Raw genomic sequence first — 14,521 nt, 5'->3', positions numbered from 1 at the left:
CCGCAAGTCACTGCCCGGTGCTCATGCTGAAGCTGCGGCTAAAAGGCGCGCCACTGATGGTGCCCGACAAGCTGACCTGGTAGTTGGTGTTGCTGCTCAGGGCGATGGTGGGGATGACAAACACCTCGTTGGCGCCAAGGTCCCGATTCGGGTCGTTGGCCGCCGTAAGCACCGTCGTCGGCACACTCACGCCGTTCTGGCTCACGCTGCTGGAGGTCACCCGAAGCACTTGCCCGGCATCCACTTTCAGGTAAATCGGTGGGCCAACCGTTTGGCTGGTGCTGGTCATGGCAGGAAACGGGTTGGGGCTTTCATTGGCGGGCACAAACGCGGAAGGAATGTCGGTGCTGCCCTGGCACGGGTAGGTAGCGACGTTGCCGCTGCCCAGATTGATGGTGGTGGTTTGGTAGCCATTGAGGGAGCCAAAGCGGTATTCTTCGCGCCGGCTGGTGGTGCCGGTGGCGATGGTTTGCACATCTGCCCCGAAGCCCACGTCTGCGCCTGCGTACATCGCACCAGTCAGGTGGTAAACGGTGTTAAGCAGGCTGCGCATGGAGTCTGCGCCGCGCTGCGCCAAGGCGGGAAACACCGGCGGGTTGCCGGTGTCGTAGTCCCATACTGTGGCTTCCAGAATTTCAGCCACCTGGTCACCGTAGCCTGTGGCCGTGGTGCGATCCCATGGGAAATACCCGGTGTAGTAGGGGTCAGTCGGGATGTCCTCATAGTGCGACAACACCGACGTGCCGCTGGCGCTGGAAATGCTGGTGAGGTAACGCGCGTGGTTTAGCGCAGCCGCATCAAGCCGCGTGTTTTGCCGTAGCGCACCAAAGCCGCACAGCACACGGGCTTGCTGCAACACCGTGTAGCCGCCAAGCTCTGCAGAGCCCGCCGCGTAGGTGGCCGTAGGAATGGTCACGGTGGTTGGGGGCAACACCGTGCCTGGCGCGACTACTGCGCTGTCGCCCCCACCGCCGCCGCCGCATGCCGCCAGGGCCAGGGAAAGGAGCAATGGTAAAGAAAAGGTGGTTGCTTTGGTCATTTTGTTTGAACCCTTGACATTCGTTGAATAAGCTTAGCTGCTTCGCTCAAGGCAGAATATGACTATTCTCACTCTTTTACACCTGTGCCATGACCTCTGATCTCACCCCAGCCCCAAACCTAACCCCAACCTCTGCTGATGCCAGCGCTGAAGTCGCCAATGCGGTGCTTGCGCCCGATGACTTTGACGAACTCGACACCATTCTGGACGACCTGCGTACGCGTTTTGATGAAACCCCGCAATGGGAGTTTTGTGAAGGCTTCATGGCGGCCCTGGCGTGCTGCCGCCGCGTGATCAGCCCGACCGATTATTTCTCGGTGTTGCTCGACCTGGAGGACGACAGCGAAACCCCCTTGTTTGCGGACGATGCACAGTTTCAGCGCTTTTTTGCCTTGTGGATGCGCCGGTGGAACGAGGTGACTGCAGCGCTTGACGCCAAAGTCGAGTCACTTGACGACGCGCGCGCCTACCAGCCTGAAGTGATGGACCTGCGCGGCGCCATTGCCGCCCTGCCAGAAGAACAGCGCGCTGAAATGGGTGACGCCCCGATTCCATCCTTCGGCCAGATTTGGGCCATTGGCTTCATGTATGCCGTAGAAAGTTGGCCTGAGGAATGGGCACCACCGCGCGACAAAGAGGCCGCCAAGGTACTTGACGCCGCACTGGAATGCGTCGTGGCCGTGACCGAAGACGACACCGAGCCAGCCACCATGGCGGCGTTTGAGGAAGACGGCGAGCCGACCATCAGCGAACAGCGCATGGATGATTTTGCCGATGCCCTCTGGGCGGTGTATGACTTGCATGAACTCTGGCGCACCCTCGGGCCGCGCGTCGAGACCGTTCACGTGGGCCCCAAGATTGGCCGCAATGACCCGTGTTCATGTGGCAGTGGCAAGAAATACAAGAAGTGTTGCGGTGCCAATTGATTTAAATGCTATCTAATAAATAGCTAGCTGCGCTTATTTTATAAGGGCTAGAGGTCTAAAACACATAAATTTCTAGTTGGTGGGCGCATGCCTTGCTTGGTACGCCGCCGTGCCAATGCCTGGCCGCGTCAAATCAAGGGTGCTTGGCCATGTAGTTTGCGAGTGCGGCCTGGGTCTGTTTGCGCATCTGTTTTTGAAAGAACGGAGCCCAGCCCAGCATCACACCACCCAGACCCAGCGCCTGGCGTGACCAGCGCCAAAAATCAAAATGGTCGCGCTGGATGTCAATCAAGCCTTCCGGCGTGAAGGTGAAGTCTGAGCCGATGATGTTGTGCACTTGTCTGCGGGTGGCACTGAACTGGTAATGTGCCTCCCAGACGGCCCGGCCGGTCTCTGCATTGGCGCTGATTTCGCGGAACTCAAGGCGCCAGTGCTCGCGCCCGTTGCCTTGTGCGGCCGCGCACAACATGTGCCACATGCCTGAGATGTCGTGGCGTCCGCTGAGCGAAAAGCCGGGGTCATCAAATACGGCGTCTTCGGCGTAACAGCTGGCCATGGTGTCGGCGTCGAGCGCGGCAAACGCGGTGAAAAAGCGGGTGAGGGTTTGTTCGTTGGCATGCATGGGGGGTGACTTTACCGTTAACTCAGCAGCAGGGTGCCGGCGAGCAGCCACATGGTCAGCGCAATCAGGCCGTCCAGCACGCGCCAGGCCAGCACCGACTCAAACAGCGGGGCCAAAAAGCGTGCGCCAAACCCGAGTGCGCCAAACCAGCACAGGCTGGCCGTGACGGCACCAGCGCCAAACACCCAGCGTCCGGCGCCTTGGCGCTGGTTGGCAATAGAACCCAGCAGCACCACGGTGTCAAGGTACACATGCGGGTTTAAAAAAGTGAAGCCAAAACAGGCCATCAAGGCAGTCGCCAGCGTCACGCTACCGTTGTTTTCGAGGTGCATTTGGTGGCCCTGCCAGGCGCGGTGCGCCGCAAGCAAACCATACGCAGCCAGAAACAACGTACCACCATAACGGGCCACAGCCAGCAGCGTGGTGCTGCCTTGAATCACCGCACCTGCGCCGCCAATGCCCGCCACGATCAGCAGCGCGTCAGACAGGGCGCAAAAAAGAACGATGGGTAGCACGTGTTCACGTCGAATGCCACAGCGCAGCACATAAGCGTTTTGTGAGCCAATGGCCACAATCAGCGCCAGGCCGGTGGCAAAACCACTGAAGTAATCAAGGTTCATGTCGCAGGGGCCACCGGTGCTGACCGATCACGTCGCCTGGATCAATGTCACCAGCCTTGTCAGTGCGTGGTGCACGGCGGCCTGACGAACGGCGCTGCGGTCGCCTTCAAAGTGCTGCACCTCTGTGCTCACCTGTGCGCCCAGGGCAAAACCAAAACACACGGTGCCGACTGGTTTGCTGGCACTGCCACCACCTGGGCCGGCGACACCCGTCACAGCAACGGCTACCTGTGCGTGGGAATGTTGCAATGCGCCGGCAGCCATGGCATGCGCCACAGGCTCGCTGACAGCACCGTGGGCCTCGATCAGCGCCGCGTCCACCCCCAGCAGTTCGATCTTGGCGGCGTTGGAGTAGGTTACAAAGCCGCGCTCAAACCAGTTGCTTGAACCAGCCAGGTCGGTGCACGCCGCCGCAATCAAACCTCCGGTGCAACTTTCAGCTGTGCTTAGAAGCCAGGCCTTTTCAAGGAGCAAATTAGCCAACAGCCCGCATTCATGCTGCATCAGATGCTCATTTATTGATGGTTTTGAGCGTGGCGTCTTCAATCAGCACTTTGTAGGTGTAGCCGGCGCCAAAGTCCTTGTTGTTACGCACCACGCCCGACGCGGTGACGACATCGCCAAGTTTGGCCGGTGCAGCCGAGGTCACCAGCACGTCATTGCTGTTGTCGGCTGCGGTGCCTGAGCCGTCTTGCAGGTGAATCCAGTTTTTGCCCATGATGCCGGCGTTGTACTTGACCACTTTGCCGCTGACTTGAACCGGCTTGTCTTTCAGCGCTGCGGCCTTGTTCACGACTTCAGCCACCGTGTGTGCATTGGCGCCACTGGCTTTGGCCACCTTGATGGGCCCGGCGTCTGCCGGCTTGTTCAGGCCAGCATGGGCGCTGGCAGCGTCTTTGGCGGCGCCAGTGCCAGCCAAGTTACCAAACACGATGGTTGGAAACGTTTTTTTCAGCGTTTTGCTTTCAAAATTGTCCATGACCGTGGCGTTTTCGATGCTCACCTTGGCACCTTTCTTAACCACCGATTTATTCACCGCAGCCCAGGTTTCGCCCTGACTGGTTTTCAGGCGCAGGTAGGTGTAGCTGTCCACATCCTTGACTTCAAGCACTTCGCCAGTAACCACGGAAGAAGTGGGCGCTGCCATGGGTGAATTTCCGGCGGCCAGGGCGGCTGTGGTGAACGAGCCAGAGATGAGCAGGCAAAGGGACAGGGTGCGAAAGTTTTTCATGGGGTAAACATTCTTTCTTGAAAATTCAAAAGCTTGAAATGACCACGGAGAACCGTGGGTTGATCGAACACATCAGTCTGGTGCAGCCATGGCCTCACCAAGCCCGCCACAGCGCAATCACCAGCAATGTGCAAAACGCGGCCACCAGATCGTCCAGCATGATGCCCCAGCCGGCCTTGCGCCAGGCAAACCGGTCGGTGATGGGGTCAACGTCGTGATACAACTGGTCTGCCCAGGCCACCGGGCCGGGTTTGGCGGCATCAAAATAGCGGAACAAGGCAAATGCCGCCAGCTGTCCCCAAAACCCGACTGGGCTGACCAGCCACAGCACCAGCCAGAAGGCCGCAATTTCGTCCCACACGATGCTGCTGGGGTCAAGCACCCGCATGTGTTTGGCAGTCAGCGTGCATACCCACCAACCCGCGACGATGCTGATGGCAATCAGGCCAGCCCATTGCATGTCAGTCAGGCGGTTTTGCAGCAGGGCAAACACGGCCCAAGCCCAAAGTGTGCCCATGGTGCCAGGCGCTTTTGGGCTCAAGCCTGAGCCAAAGCCAAGGGCCATGACGTGTGCCGGGTGCGCCATCATGAAATGGCCGGTGGGGGCGATGGGGCCAGTTGGCCGGGGGGCTGATTCGGGCATGGGGCAATTATCAGCCCGTCTATGGGGCGTGGCGCTGCATCCCGAATCTGGCTGTCAAAATGGCTTACTCGGTGCTCGTAGAGCCTTCAGCCACCTGCGACAAGACAAGACGCCGCAACCCCATCAATTTTTCCCATGCGCAACAACCCCGAATTTGACTGGCGAACCATTGGCGCGCTGAATACGGTTTCCGCCCTGTCGCAGGTGGGGCAGTTTGGCATTGCTTTTGTGATGCTTCCGGTGTGGCTGGCCGGGCAGGGGCTTGATGCCAAGCAATTGGGCCTGTTCGCCGCATCCCTCTGGCTTGGTCAATTGCCCGGTCTTGCACTGGCGCCCTGGTTAAGCCAGCGGTTTGGTTGCAAGCCGGTCATCGTGTCCGGGTTGTTTTGCACCATTTTGGCGCTGCTGGGCATGGCTGTGGCAGCCTGGCCCTTTTGGCTGCTGGGCGGGGTGTTGGCCGGGTTTGGTCTTGGGCTGCGCTGGATCGGCCTGGAGCCATGGCTTTACCACATCGCCCCGGCCCACGCGCGCGGCCGGCTGGTGGGTTTTCATGAAACGCTGATTGCCCTGGCGCCCATCGTGGCACCGGTGATGGCAAGCTACTTCGGGCTGCACGGCTTGGCAGTATTCTGGATAGGCATCGTCTTCACATTGGCATCGCTGGTGCCGCTGGCATTTGCGCGCAGCCCGGGCGCCGAAATGGCATTGCGGCCCACTCAGCACGCCAAGCCGAGCCCTGGAAAGCCTGGGCGTGATCGGATTTTTAAACTGGGCGTTGCAATCGCCTTGCTCGGCGGCATGATGGAAGCCGCAGTGTCCGGGCTTTTTGCGCTGTTTGCCCAAGGTCGCGGGATTCCAGTGAGTCAGGCTGCAGATTTACTTGCCGTGTTTGGGTTGGGTGGTTTGCTCATGCAGTACGGCGTGGGCTGGCTTGCCGACCACCGTGGCGTGGGCACCGCAGCGCTGGTTTGTGCCCTTGGCACCATCTTTGTCGCTGTCGGGCTGACACAGCCGCTGAACCACGTGTGGCTGGTGGTGGCGGTCTTCTTGCTCGGCGGTTTGATCACGGCGTTTCTGACCCTCGCCCTCATTGCCAGCACCATGACCTCCACCGGGAGTATTGCCAAAAATGTGAGCATGATGTCGATGCTGTACACCGTCAGTGCCATTGCCGGGCCTTTGATGGCCGGGGCAACCATGAAAGCCACCAACGCCGATGCGCTGATGTGGTTCACGGCCGCTGCCGCGCTGGCCATGGTGTGTGCGCTGGCTTGGTTGGTTATCACAAAGGTGCCGTCCGCTGTCAGGCTGCCATGACGCGTTGGACCACTGCTTACAATTCGTCAACCTTAGGAGTTGAGATCCCATGACCATCAAAAGCGACAAGTGGATCCGCCACATGGCCGAAACCACTGGCATGATCGAGCCGTTTGAGCCCAGACAGATTCGCCAGGACGCTGCCGGCAACAAAATCGTCAGTTACGGCACCAGCAGTTATGGCTATGACATTCGCTGTGCGCCTGAATTCAAGGTGTTCACCAACATCCACAGCACCGTGGTCGACCCAAAAAACTTTGATGAAAAAAGTTTTGTCGATTTTTATGGTGACAGTTGCATCATCCCGCCCAACAGTTTTGCGCTGGCACGAACCATGGAATACTTTCGTATCCCGCGCAATGTGCTGACCATTTGCCTGGGCAAAAGCACCTACGCGCGCTGCGGCATCATCGTCAACGTGACACCATTTGAGCCCGAGTGGGAAGGCTATGTGACGCTGGAGTTTTCCAACACAACACCACTGCCCGCCAAGATCTATGCTGGTGAAGGCTGCGCCCAGGTGCTGTTTTTTGAGAGCGACGAGGTGTGCGAGACCAGCTACAAAGACCGGGGTGGCAAATACCAGGGTCAGCGCGGTGTGACCTTGCCCAAGGCTTGAGCCGGCGGCGTTGTGATCGACATTTGAGTCAACAGACCGTCTAGGAAACATCGCTATGAAATGGGACGGAAACCGTCAGTCGGACAATGTCGAAGATCGTCGGGACGGCGGCGGCTCTTCGGGGGGCGGCGGTTTCGGTGGCCGGGGCATTGGCATTGGCTCCATTGCCATTGCACTGGTTGCCTCGTACTTTTTAGGCATCAACCCGATGACGGTGCTAAGTGTGCTCAGCGGCGGCAGTCCGCAGGCGCAAAGCCAATCAGCACCGGCGCGCAAACCGCCGGCCGACGACCGCATGGCGGCATTTGTATCCACCGTGCTGGCTGACACCGAAGACGTCTGGAAAGATGTGTTCACCAAGGGCGGGGCCACTTACAAAGAGCCCAAACTGGTGTTGTTTCGGGGCACAACAGCTACCGCATGCGGCCAGGGTCAAGCCGCTATGGGGCCGTTTTATTGCCCGCCGGATCAAAAGGTCTACATCGACTTGGGTTTTTACGAAACACTGAAGAATCAGTTGGGTGCGCCCGGTGATTTTGCGCAGGCCTATGTGATTGCCCATGAGGTGGGGCATCACGTACAAAACCTGCTGGGCATCACTGCCAAAATGGACAAAATGCGTGGTCGCGTCAGCCAGGTGGAGTACAACGCCCTGAGCGTGCGCTTGGAGTTGCAGGCGGATTGCTTTGCCGGCGTCTGGGCCAACCATGCCCAAGCGGCCCGCCAGCTGCTGGAACAAGGCGATGTGGAAGAGGCCATGAACGCCGCTGCCAAGATTGGCGATGACGCCCTGCAGCGCTCAAGCGGGGGTCAAGTGGTGCCCGACAGCTTCACCCATGGCACCAGTGCGCAGCGCCAGCGCTGGTTCAATCTGGGCTTGAACAATGGCAGTGTTAAGCGCTGCGATACCTTCTCGGCTAGCCAATTGTGAGCATTAGAGGATAATGTGGGTTTGCTCCAGCCCTTGGGGCGCCCCCGGCTATCGGATCGATAGCATCTGAACCCTGGCTTTGAATGACCGATTTGACCTCTGAAATTTCCGCTGAACTGAACTCTGACACGCCCCCGATGGCCTTTGCGCAACTGCAATTGGCCGCACCTCTGGCCCGCGCGGTGGCTGAGATGGGTTACGAGTCCATGACCCCAATCCAGGCCCAAGCCATTCCCGTGGTGTTGCAAGGCCGTGATGTGATGGGAGCCGCTCAAACCGGCACCGGCAAAACGGCAGCGTTTGCCTTACCGCTGATGCAGCGCATGCTCAAGCACGAAAACGCCTCGACCTCGCCAGCGCGTCACCCTGTGCGTGCGCTAGTGTTGTTGCCCACGCGTGAGTTGGCCGTGCAAGTGGCCGAGCAGGTGGAGTTGTATGGCAAATACACCAACCTGCGCAGCGCGGTGGTGTTTGGCGGCATGGACATGAAGCCGCAAACCCTGGAATTGAAAAAAGGTGTGGAGGTGCTGGTCGCGACGCCCGGGCGCTTGCTGGACCATATCGAAGCCAAAAATTGCGTGCTCAATCAGGTGGAATATGTGGTGCTGGATGAGGCCGACCGCATGCTCGACATAGGCTTCTTGCCTGACTTGCAGCGTATCTTGAGCTACCTGCCCAAGCAGCGCATCACCTTGCTGTTTTCCGCCACGTTTTCGCCCGAGATCAAGCGCCTGGCAAGCAGCTACCTGCAAGACCCGGTGACCATTGAAGTGGCACGCTCAAATGCGGCCGCCTCGACGGTGGAGCAACATTTTTACAGTGTGGAGGGTGAAGATAAACGCCACGCCCTGCACCAAGTGCTGAAAGACAGGGGCATCAAGCAGGCCTTTGTGTTTGTCAACAGCAAGCTTGGCTGTGCGCGGCTCGCCCGTTCGCTGGAGCAGGAGGGTCTGAAAACCACCGCCCTGCACGGTGACAAGAGTCAGGACGAGCGTTTGAAAGCGCTGGAGTCTTTCAAGAGTGGTCAGGTGGATTTGCTGGTGTGCACCGACGTAGCCGCACGGGGCCTTGACATCAAGGACGTGCCCGCTGTGTTCAACTTCGACATTCCGTTCCATGCTGAAGACTACGTGCACCGCATTGGCCGTACTGGGCGTGCCGGTGCCACTGGGTTGGCGGTCACGTTTGTTGCCAAGAGTGACATGCGTTTGGTGGCAGATGTTGAAAAGTTGCTCAAAACCAAAATTGAGCTCGAAGCGCTTGAATTCCCAGAAAATCTGCCAGATATCCGCAAACATGGCCACATCAACGATGGCCGCAGGATGTACCAGCAGGAGGCGGGTGACACGCGCCGCGAGGAATTTCCTGGGCGCGTGCCACGTGCGCCGCGCAATGATTACAAGCGGGAACCGCTGAGATCGCAAGACCCGTTTTTCTCGAAGCCCTACGAGCCAACGGTGCTGGCGCCTGATGCCGTGCCATCCTGGGAAGCTGCGGCGGCCCGTCCGGGTGTGCGTACCATTTCCAGCAACATCAAAACCAAACGCAAAGTCGCGGCGCTGTTCAAGTCAGCCTGAGTCGCTGAATTTGGCGGTTATTGACCAGGTTTTTGCGCCTGCTCGCATTTAACCTGAATGAGCTCATGAGGCGCTGATCCGGCGCTGAGTTTCAAGGCGCTCAAACAGCCGCCCCAAACGCAACCTGTATCCAGCGCCAGCACGTCATCGCGTCCCAGCCAACCCAGGGTTGACCAGTGGCCAAAGGCCACAGTGACATCAGCCGTTTTGCGACCGGGCACGTCATACCACGGCATGTAGCCCTTTGGCGCGGCATCGGAGCTGCCATTGGTGTCGAACTCCATAACGCCTTGCGCGGTGCAAAAACGCAAGCGCGTGAGCGCGTTAACAATCAAACGCAGGCGCGGCACGCCGCGCAGGCTTGCGTCCCATGCGTCGGGTTTGTTGTCGTACATCTTTTGCAAGAACTCGTTCAAGTCTGGGCCACGCAACAGGGCTTCAACCTCACTTGCAAGTGCTATTGTTTGTGTGGCTGTCCAAGACGGTAATACGCCTGCATGAACCATTAGATAGGGTTGGTTTTGGTGCTCAAGCAGGATGGCCATGCGCTGAGCACGCAGCCACGCCAGCATGGCCTCACGGTCAGGGGCTAGCAGCATGCTGGCCAGTGTGTCCTTGCGGCTGGGTTTTCGCGCACCCACAGACGCGGCCAGCAGGTGCAGATCGTGGTTACCCAGAAGGCATTGGGCAGACGCCCCATAACCCATGAGACGTCGTAACACGCCTGCAGAATCAGGCCCACGATTCACCAGATCGCCTAGAAAGTACAACGTATCTGTGCTGGGGGAAAAAGAAATTTCGGCTAATAACCGTTGCAAGGCGCTGTCGCAACCCTGAACGTCGCCAATCAAGTAAAGTGCCATGGTGTTTATTGTCGTTTGAGACCCATGGAATTTTTGCTGATTGTTTTTTTAACGTTGCTTAATGGCGTGTTTGCCATGACAGAACTGGCGTTGGCGGCCAGTCGGAAATCGCGGCTCAATGCCATGGCTGAGGCCGGCGATAAGGGTGCGCAGGCTGCATTGACACTGCTTGATAATCCGAACCAGTTTTTGTCCACCGTTCAGGTTGGTATCACCTCTATTGGCGTGCTCAACGGCATTGTGGGTGAGGCTGCCTTCAGCCACGGTGTGGCGAGCTGGTTGCAAAGCTGGGGTGTGGCAGAAAAAGCTGCGGCCATTTCAGCCACGGCGCTGGTGGTGACGATGATCACCTTCACGACCATTATTTTTGGCGAGCTTGTGCCCAAGCGCATTGGTCAGCTGTATCCTGAAGTTGTTTCGCGTTGGGTGTCGCGGCCAATGCTGTGGCTGGCCAAGGCTGCTGGTCCGTTTGTCAAGCTGCTGTCAGGCTCTACCGCAGCAGTACTGAAGTTGCTGCGTATCGATACCAATGCATCCCGCGCGATGACCGAAGAAGAAATCACCGCCAGCCTGGAGGAAGGTGTGGACGCCGGCGTGATTGAAGAACACGAACATCAAATGGTGCAAAACGTGTTTGGTCTGGATGACCGCCCCTTGACCTCGTTGATGGTGCCGCGTGCGGAAGTGGATTGGCTAGCCGCTGACTTCAGCGTAGCGGCGGGTTTGCTGCAGGTCGGTGCGAATGGCGCCGAGCGCGCGCATTCCTGGTACCCCGTGTGCCGCGGCTCGCTCGACGATGTGGTGGGAAAAATCAGTGTGGCGCACATGCTTGCGCTGGGTACCGGCGCACCCGGCAAACTGGAAGACTTTGTGATTCCAGCGGCGTTTGTGCCTGAAACCTTAAGTGGCATGGAGCTGCTGGAGCAGTTTCGCGCCAAGGTTGGCCGCCTGGTGCTGGTGGTGGATGAATATGGCGTGGTGCAAGGACTGCTGACGCCGCATGATTTGCTAGAGGCAATTACCGGTGAACTGCGGCCCAGTGCAGAAACCGAGGCTTGGGCGGTTGAACGCGATGATGGCAGTTGGCTGCTTGACGGCATGATGCCTGTGAGCGAACTCAAGGCGCGGCTTGATATGGACCAGCTACCGCTGGAGGAGCGTGGCCGATACAACACGCTGGCTGGGCTGTTGATGGCGGTCAGTGGCCATCTACCTGCGACTGGCGAAAAAATCACCTGCGAAGGATGGCTGTTTGAGGTGGTTGACCTGGACGGCAAGCGGGTTGACAAAGTGCTGGCCAGCCGAATCCCTGAGCCATCAGTTGTTGTGTGAAGCTAACCCTTGGTCACCCGAACCCCGCGTCTTTGTCTTTGTACATGTATGCGCGTGACCAGGGTGTCGGGTTGAGTTGTTCGCCAGAGCCCGCCTTGCAGGCCAATACTTGGTACAACGATACCCAGTTTTGGGAGAAGGCCTGCGCACAGCCTGCCAGATAAATGCGCCAGACTCGGTATGTCGTTTCGTTGACCACGGCGCGAATGGCATCACTGTGACGCTCGTAGTTGTCTGACCAGAAGGTCAGCGTGCGAGCGTAGTGGCGGCGCAGGCATTCCACGTCAAGGGTTTCCAGACCAGCAGTCTGCATTTCTTTAAGGGCCAGACTGAGGTGCGGCAACTCTCCGTTTGGAAAAACGTATTTTTCGATGAAGCTTGCGGCCCCCAAGGGCGTCACCCCGCTGCCGGGATCAGTGGAGGTGATGCCGTGGTTCAGCACCAGACCACCGTCTTTTAGCAAGGTATTGATCTTGTTGAAATAAGCAGCCAGATGGTTTAGTCCCACGTGCTCAAACATGCCGATCGAGGTGATCTTGTCAAATTGCCCGTCACGCGGGTCTGTATCACGGTAGTCCTGCATCCGAATCTCGACCTGGTTGTCCAGCTCGCTTAGCGCCACACGCTCACGCGCCAGTGCATGCTGGTTTCTGGACAGAGTGATGCCAACCACCTTGGCACCGTACTTTTGTGCAGCGCGCATGGCCAGTGCGCCCCAGCCACAACCGATGTCAAGCAAGCGTTCGCCAGGTTTGAGCATAAGTTTGTTCAGAATGTGATCAAGCTTGGCGTTTTGTGCTTCCTGGAGTGATTCGGTTTGGCTCGGAAAATAAGCGCATGAATAGACCATGGCATCATCGAGCCATAGGCGGTAGAAGTCATTTGATACATCGTAGTGGTGTTCAATGGCGTGAGCATCTTTGAGTCGGTCATGCCCTAATGCACTGAAAAGCCGTCCAAACTTGCCCTGCTTGGCGACGCCAATCTGGGCAAGATTCGCCGCAACTTCCACAATATCGACCGCCTGGCCCTGAATGTCAAAGTGGCCATTGACGTAGCCTTCAGCCATGTTGTCCAGGCTGGGCGGAACAAAATACCTGAGAGCGCCTGGACTCAGGATGCTCACTGTGACTTTGGGCAGAGTCCCAAAATCATATTGCATACCGTTCCATAGGGTCAGTCGCAATGGAATGTCTGAGTGGGAATGCAGTCCCGTCAAAACACGCGTCACTGGGTTGTGCTCGGCCCTACCTGCGAACGAGTCTGCTCTGGCATCCATTAGCCAGCCTCCGTTGATCCATTGGTGAGCTTGCACACCGTAGCGGCGGTCGTAACTGCCAACGCTGCTGCGATGAACGCCAGATCATGTATGTGTCGCTTCATGGTCACTCCCGTGCAACTGGAATGCTCTGCACCGTTGCCTTGGGTCTGGATGCTAGTGTGCTCGAATGGGTTTCCATTGAGGATTGTCATTCGCGCATCAAGTAGCTGCAAACCCAGTAGCGACTCGCCTCATGTACTTTGCCAGTACGCTGGCCAAGTCAGGGCCCCCCAATCAGTGTCGACGGCGAATGCCACAAAAAGTGGCTTACAGATTGCCTACAACCCAACCAGGGAAAAAGGGTTCACTGCTAAATTAAAAGCAATGAACCCTTTTCAATATTGGTGCCGGAGAGATGAATCGAACACCCGACCTTCTCATTACGAATGAGCTGCTCTACCGACTGAGCTACACCGGCTTGGTAAGCTGAGAATTATAGCGGTCGCCTCAGGCCTCGCTGTGGTAGCTGGTGACCCGTTCCACCTCGTTTTTGGAGCCCATGTAGACGCTCACGCGCTCATGTAGCTTGGTTGGTGTGATGTCCATGATGCGTTGCTTGCCGTTGGTGGATGCGCCACCGGCTTGCTCGATTAGCCAGCTCATTGGGTTGGCTTCGTACATCAGGCGCAGCTTGCCGGCTTTTTCGGGTTCGCGCTTGTCCCACGGGTACATGAAGATGCCGCCACGGGTCAGAATGCGATGCACGTCGGCCACCATGCTGCCGACCCAACGCATGTTGAAGTCTTTGCCGCGTGGCCCGTCTTTACCTTGCAGGCACTCGTCAATGTAGCGCGTCACCGGCGCGGCCCAATGGCGTTCGTTGCTCATGTTGATGGCGAATTCCTTGGTGTCATCAGGCACGCGCAGGTCTTCTTCGGTCAGTATGAACGAGCCTTGTTCGCGGTCCAGGGTGAACACTGCCACGCCGTCGCCCACGGTGAGCACCAGCGTGGTTTGCGGGCCATACACGCAGTAGCCAGCGGCGACCTGCTTGGTGCCTGCCTGCAAAAAATCCTGCTCCGACACGCCCATGCCTTCGGGCTTCACCAGCACACTGAAGATGGTGCCAATGCTGACATTCACGTCAATGTTGCTGGAGCCGTCCAGCGGGTCAAACATCAGCAGATATTCGCCCTGCGGGTAGCGGTTGGGCACCACATAGATGCCTTCCATTTCCTCGCTGGCCATGGCGGCCAGATGGCCACCCCATTCGTTGGCTTCGATCAACACTTCATTGGCGATGATGTCGAGCTTCTTTTGCATCTCGCCTTGCACATTTTCACTTTCGGCACTGCCCATCACATCGCCCAATGCGCCTTTGCTGACGGCCTGGCTGATGCGCTTGCAGGCACGCGCCACCACCTCAAGCAGCAGACGCAACTCGGGCGGAATGTGGCCTTCCAGGCGCTGCTGTTCAACCAGGTAGCGTGTCAGGGATATTCTTTTTGTCATGAAAATTCCTAATGAATAAGGGTTCTTG

15 protein-coding genes and 1 tRNA gene are annotated in these 14,521 nt (G+C 58.1%); 6 read left to right on the top strand and 10 right to left on the bottom strand.

Annotation, left to right across the window (positions count from 1 at the left end; genetic code table 11):
• Positions 1-7 precede the first annotated feature (7 nt).
• Positions 8-1,039 (bottom strand): hypothetical protein, encoded by a 1,032-nt coding sequence (locus PHQ58_RS00570; protein WP_300105694.1) that lies wholly within the window; start codon positions 1,037-1,039, stop codon positions 8-10.
• 89 nt (positions 1,040-1,128) lie between these two features.
• Between PHQ58_RS00570 and PHQ58_RS00565 the strand changes: the two genes are divergently transcribed.
• Entirely contained in the window at positions 1,129-1,965 is an 837-nt protein-coding gene (locus tag PHQ58_RS00565; protein WP_300105693.1) for a UPF0149 family protein, read from the top strand.
• Between the two features lie 133 nt (positions 1,966-2,098).
• On the opposite strand, the gene PHQ58_RS00560 is transcribed toward PHQ58_RS00565, so the two are convergent.
• From PHQ58_RS00560 to PHQ58_RS00540, 5 genes are all read right to left on the bottom strand, one after another.
• The gene (locus PHQ58_RS00560) at positions 2,099-2,587 is read right to left on the bottom strand and encodes a nuclear transport factor 2 family protein (protein WP_300105691.1); all 489 of its coding nucleotides are present in this window, start codon (positions 2,585-2,587) and stop codon (positions 2,099-2,101) included.
• Between the two features lie 17 nt (positions 2,588-2,604).
• A complete protein-coding gene (locus tag PHQ58_RS00555) occupies positions 2,605-3,207 on the bottom strand; it encodes a LysE/ArgO family amino acid transporter (protein WP_300105689.1) in 603 nt (200 codons plus the stop codon).
• Positions 3,208-3,234: 27 nt separating this feature from the next.
• Entirely contained in the window at positions 3,235-3,711 is a 477-nt protein-coding gene (locus tag PHQ58_RS00550; RefSeq protein WP_300105687.1) for a CinA family protein, read from the bottom strand.
• Between the two features lie 7 nt (positions 3,712-3,718).
• Complete coding sequence (locus PHQ58_RS00545) at positions 3,719-4,438, bottom strand: nucleotide-binding protein (protein ID WP_300105685.1); 720 nt, start codon at positions 4,436-4,438, stop codon at positions 3,719-3,721.
• Positions 4,439-4,532: 94 nt separating this feature from the next.
• Complete coding sequence (locus tag PHQ58_RS00540) at positions 4,533-5,081, bottom strand: phosphatidylglycerophosphatase A (protein ID WP_300105683.1); 549 nt, start codon at positions 5,079-5,081, stop codon at positions 4,533-4,535.
• A 135-nt stretch (positions 5,082-5,216) separates the two neighbouring features.
• Between PHQ58_RS00540 and PHQ58_RS00535 the strand changes: the two genes are divergently transcribed.
• From PHQ58_RS00535 to PHQ58_RS00520, 4 genes are all read left to right on the top strand, one after another.
• On the top strand, positions 5,217-6,398 hold the full coding sequence (locus PHQ58_RS00535; RefSeq protein WP_300105682.1) for an MFS transporter: 1,182 nt from the start codon (positions 5,217-5,219) through the stop codon (positions 6,396-6,398).
• 49 nt (positions 6,399-6,447) lie between these two features.
• The gene (gene dcd / locus PHQ58_RS00530; RefSeq protein ID WP_300105680.1) at positions 6,448-7,017 is read left to right on the top strand and encodes a dCTP deaminase; all 570 of its coding nucleotides are present in this window, start codon (positions 6,448-6,450) and stop codon (positions 7,015-7,017) included.
• Between the two features lie 55 nt (positions 7,018-7,072).
• Positions 7,073-7,948, top strand: coding sequence for a neutral zinc metallopeptidase (locus PHQ58_RS00525; protein ID WP_300105678.1), 876 nt, complete (start codon positions 7,073-7,075; stop codon positions 7,946-7,948).
• Between the two features lie 83 nt (positions 7,949-8,031).
• Entirely contained in the window at positions 8,032-9,525 is a 1,494-nt protein-coding gene (locus PHQ58_RS00520) for a DEAD/DEAH box helicase (protein ID WP_300105676.1), read from the top strand.
• Positions 9,526-9,542: 17 nt separating this feature from the next.
• On the opposite strand, the gene PHQ58_RS00515 is transcribed toward PHQ58_RS00520, so the two are convergent.
• Entirely contained in the window at positions 9,543-10,388 is an 846-nt protein-coding gene (locus PHQ58_RS00515; protein WP_300105674.1) for a symmetrical bis(5'-nucleosyl)-tetraphosphatase, read from the bottom strand.
• 24 nt (positions 10,389-10,412) lie between these two features.
• Here PHQ58_RS00515 and PHQ58_RS00510 point away from each other — a divergent pair, with 24 nt between their 5' ends.
• Positions 10,413-11,720 carry a hemolysin family protein gene (locus PHQ58_RS00510; protein WP_300105672.1) on the top strand — a complete coding sequence of 436 codons (1,308 nt, stop codon included), beginning with the start codon at positions 10,413-10,415 and terminating at the stop codon, positions 11,718-11,720.
• Between the two features lie 13 nt (positions 11,721-11,733).
• Here PHQ58_RS00510 and PHQ58_RS00505 read toward each other — a convergent pair whose 3' ends face one another.
• From PHQ58_RS00505 to PHQ58_RS00495, 3 genes are all read right to left on the bottom strand, one after another.
• On the bottom strand, positions 11,734-12,882 hold the full coding sequence (locus PHQ58_RS00505; protein ID WP_300105670.1) for a class I SAM-dependent methyltransferase: 1,149 nt from the start codon (positions 12,880-12,882) through the stop codon (positions 11,734-11,736).
• A gap of 501 nt (positions 12,883-13,383) precedes the next feature.
• Positions 13,384-13,459, bottom strand: a tRNA-Thr gene (locus PHQ58_RS00500).
• Positions 13,460-13,488: 29 nt separating this feature from the next.
• The gene (locus PHQ58_RS00495) at positions 13,489-14,493 is read right to left on the bottom strand and encodes a class 1 fructose-bisphosphatase (RefSeq protein ID WP_300105669.1); all 1,005 of its coding nucleotides are present in this window, start codon (positions 14,491-14,493) and stop codon (positions 13,489-13,491) included.
• Positions 14,494-14,521: the final 28 nt, after the last annotated feature.

The sequence above is a fragment of the Rhodoferax sp. genome, assembly GCF_028688795.1.
GTDB lineage: Bacteria > Pseudomonadota > Gammaproteobacteria > Burkholderiales > Burkholderiaceae_C > Rhodoferax.
Note: the sequence above shows the minus strand (reverse complement) of the source record. Positions and strands in the feature narration are given on the sequence as shown.

Bases quoted from the DNA above. Each gene is read 5' to 3' on its own strand.
- PHQ58_RS00510 (WP_300105672.1), top strand. From the start codon at position 10,413: ATGGAATTTTTGCTGATTGTTTTTTTAACGTTGCTTAATGGCGTGTTT.
- PHQ58_RS00495 (WP_300105669.1), bottom strand. From the start codon at position 14,493: ATGACAAAAAGAATATCCCTGACACGCTACCTGGTTGAACAGCAGCGC.
- dcd (WP_300105680.1), top strand. From the start codon at position 6,448: ATGACCATCAAAAGCGACAAGTGGATCCGCCACATGGCCGAAACCACT.
- PHQ58_RS00515 (WP_300105674.1), bottom strand. From the start codon at position 10,388: ATGGCACTTTACTTGATTGGCGACGTTCAGGGTTGCGACAGCGCCTTG.
- PHQ58_RS00505 (WP_300105670.1), bottom strand. From the start codon at position 12,882: ATGCAATATGATTTTGGGACTCTGCCCAAAGTCACAGTGAGCATCCTG.
- PHQ58_RS00565 (WP_300105693.1), top strand. From the start codon at position 1,129: ATGACCTCTGATCTCACCCCAGCCCCAAACCTAACCCCAACCTCTGCT.
- PHQ58_RS00540 (WP_300105683.1), bottom strand. From the start codon at position 5,081: ATGCCCGAATCAGCCCCCCGGCCAACTGGCCCCATCGCCCCCACCGGC.
- PHQ58_RS00555 (WP_300105689.1), bottom strand. From the start codon at position 3,207: ATGAACCTTGATTACTTCAGTGGTTTTGCCACCGGCCTGGCGCTGATT.
- PHQ58_RS00570 (WP_300105694.1), bottom strand. From the start codon at position 1,039: ATGACCAAAGCAACCACCTTTTCTTTACCATTGCTCCTTTCCCTGGCC.
- PHQ58_RS00560 (WP_300105691.1), bottom strand. From the start codon at position 2,587: ATGCATGCCAACGAACAAACCCTCACCCGCTTTTTCACCGCGTTTGCC.
- PHQ58_RS00550 (WP_300105687.1), bottom strand. From the start codon at position 3,711: ATGCAGCATGAATGCGGGCTGTTGGCTAATTTGCTCCTTGAAAAGGCC.
- PHQ58_RS00535 (WP_300105682.1), top strand. From the start codon at position 5,217: ATGCGCAACAACCCCGAATTTGACTGGCGAACCATTGGCGCGCTGAAT.
- PHQ58_RS00525 (WP_300105678.1), top strand. From the start codon at position 7,073: ATGAAATGGGACGGAAACCGTCAGTCGGACAATGTCGAAGATCGTCGG.
- PHQ58_RS00520 (WP_300105676.1), top strand. From the start codon at position 8,032: ATGACCGATTTGACCTCTGAAATTTCCGCTGAACTGAACTCTGACACG.
- PHQ58_RS00545 (WP_300105685.1), bottom strand. From the start codon at position 4,438: ATGAAAAACTTTCGCACCCTGTCCCTTTGCCTGCTCATCTCTGGCTCG.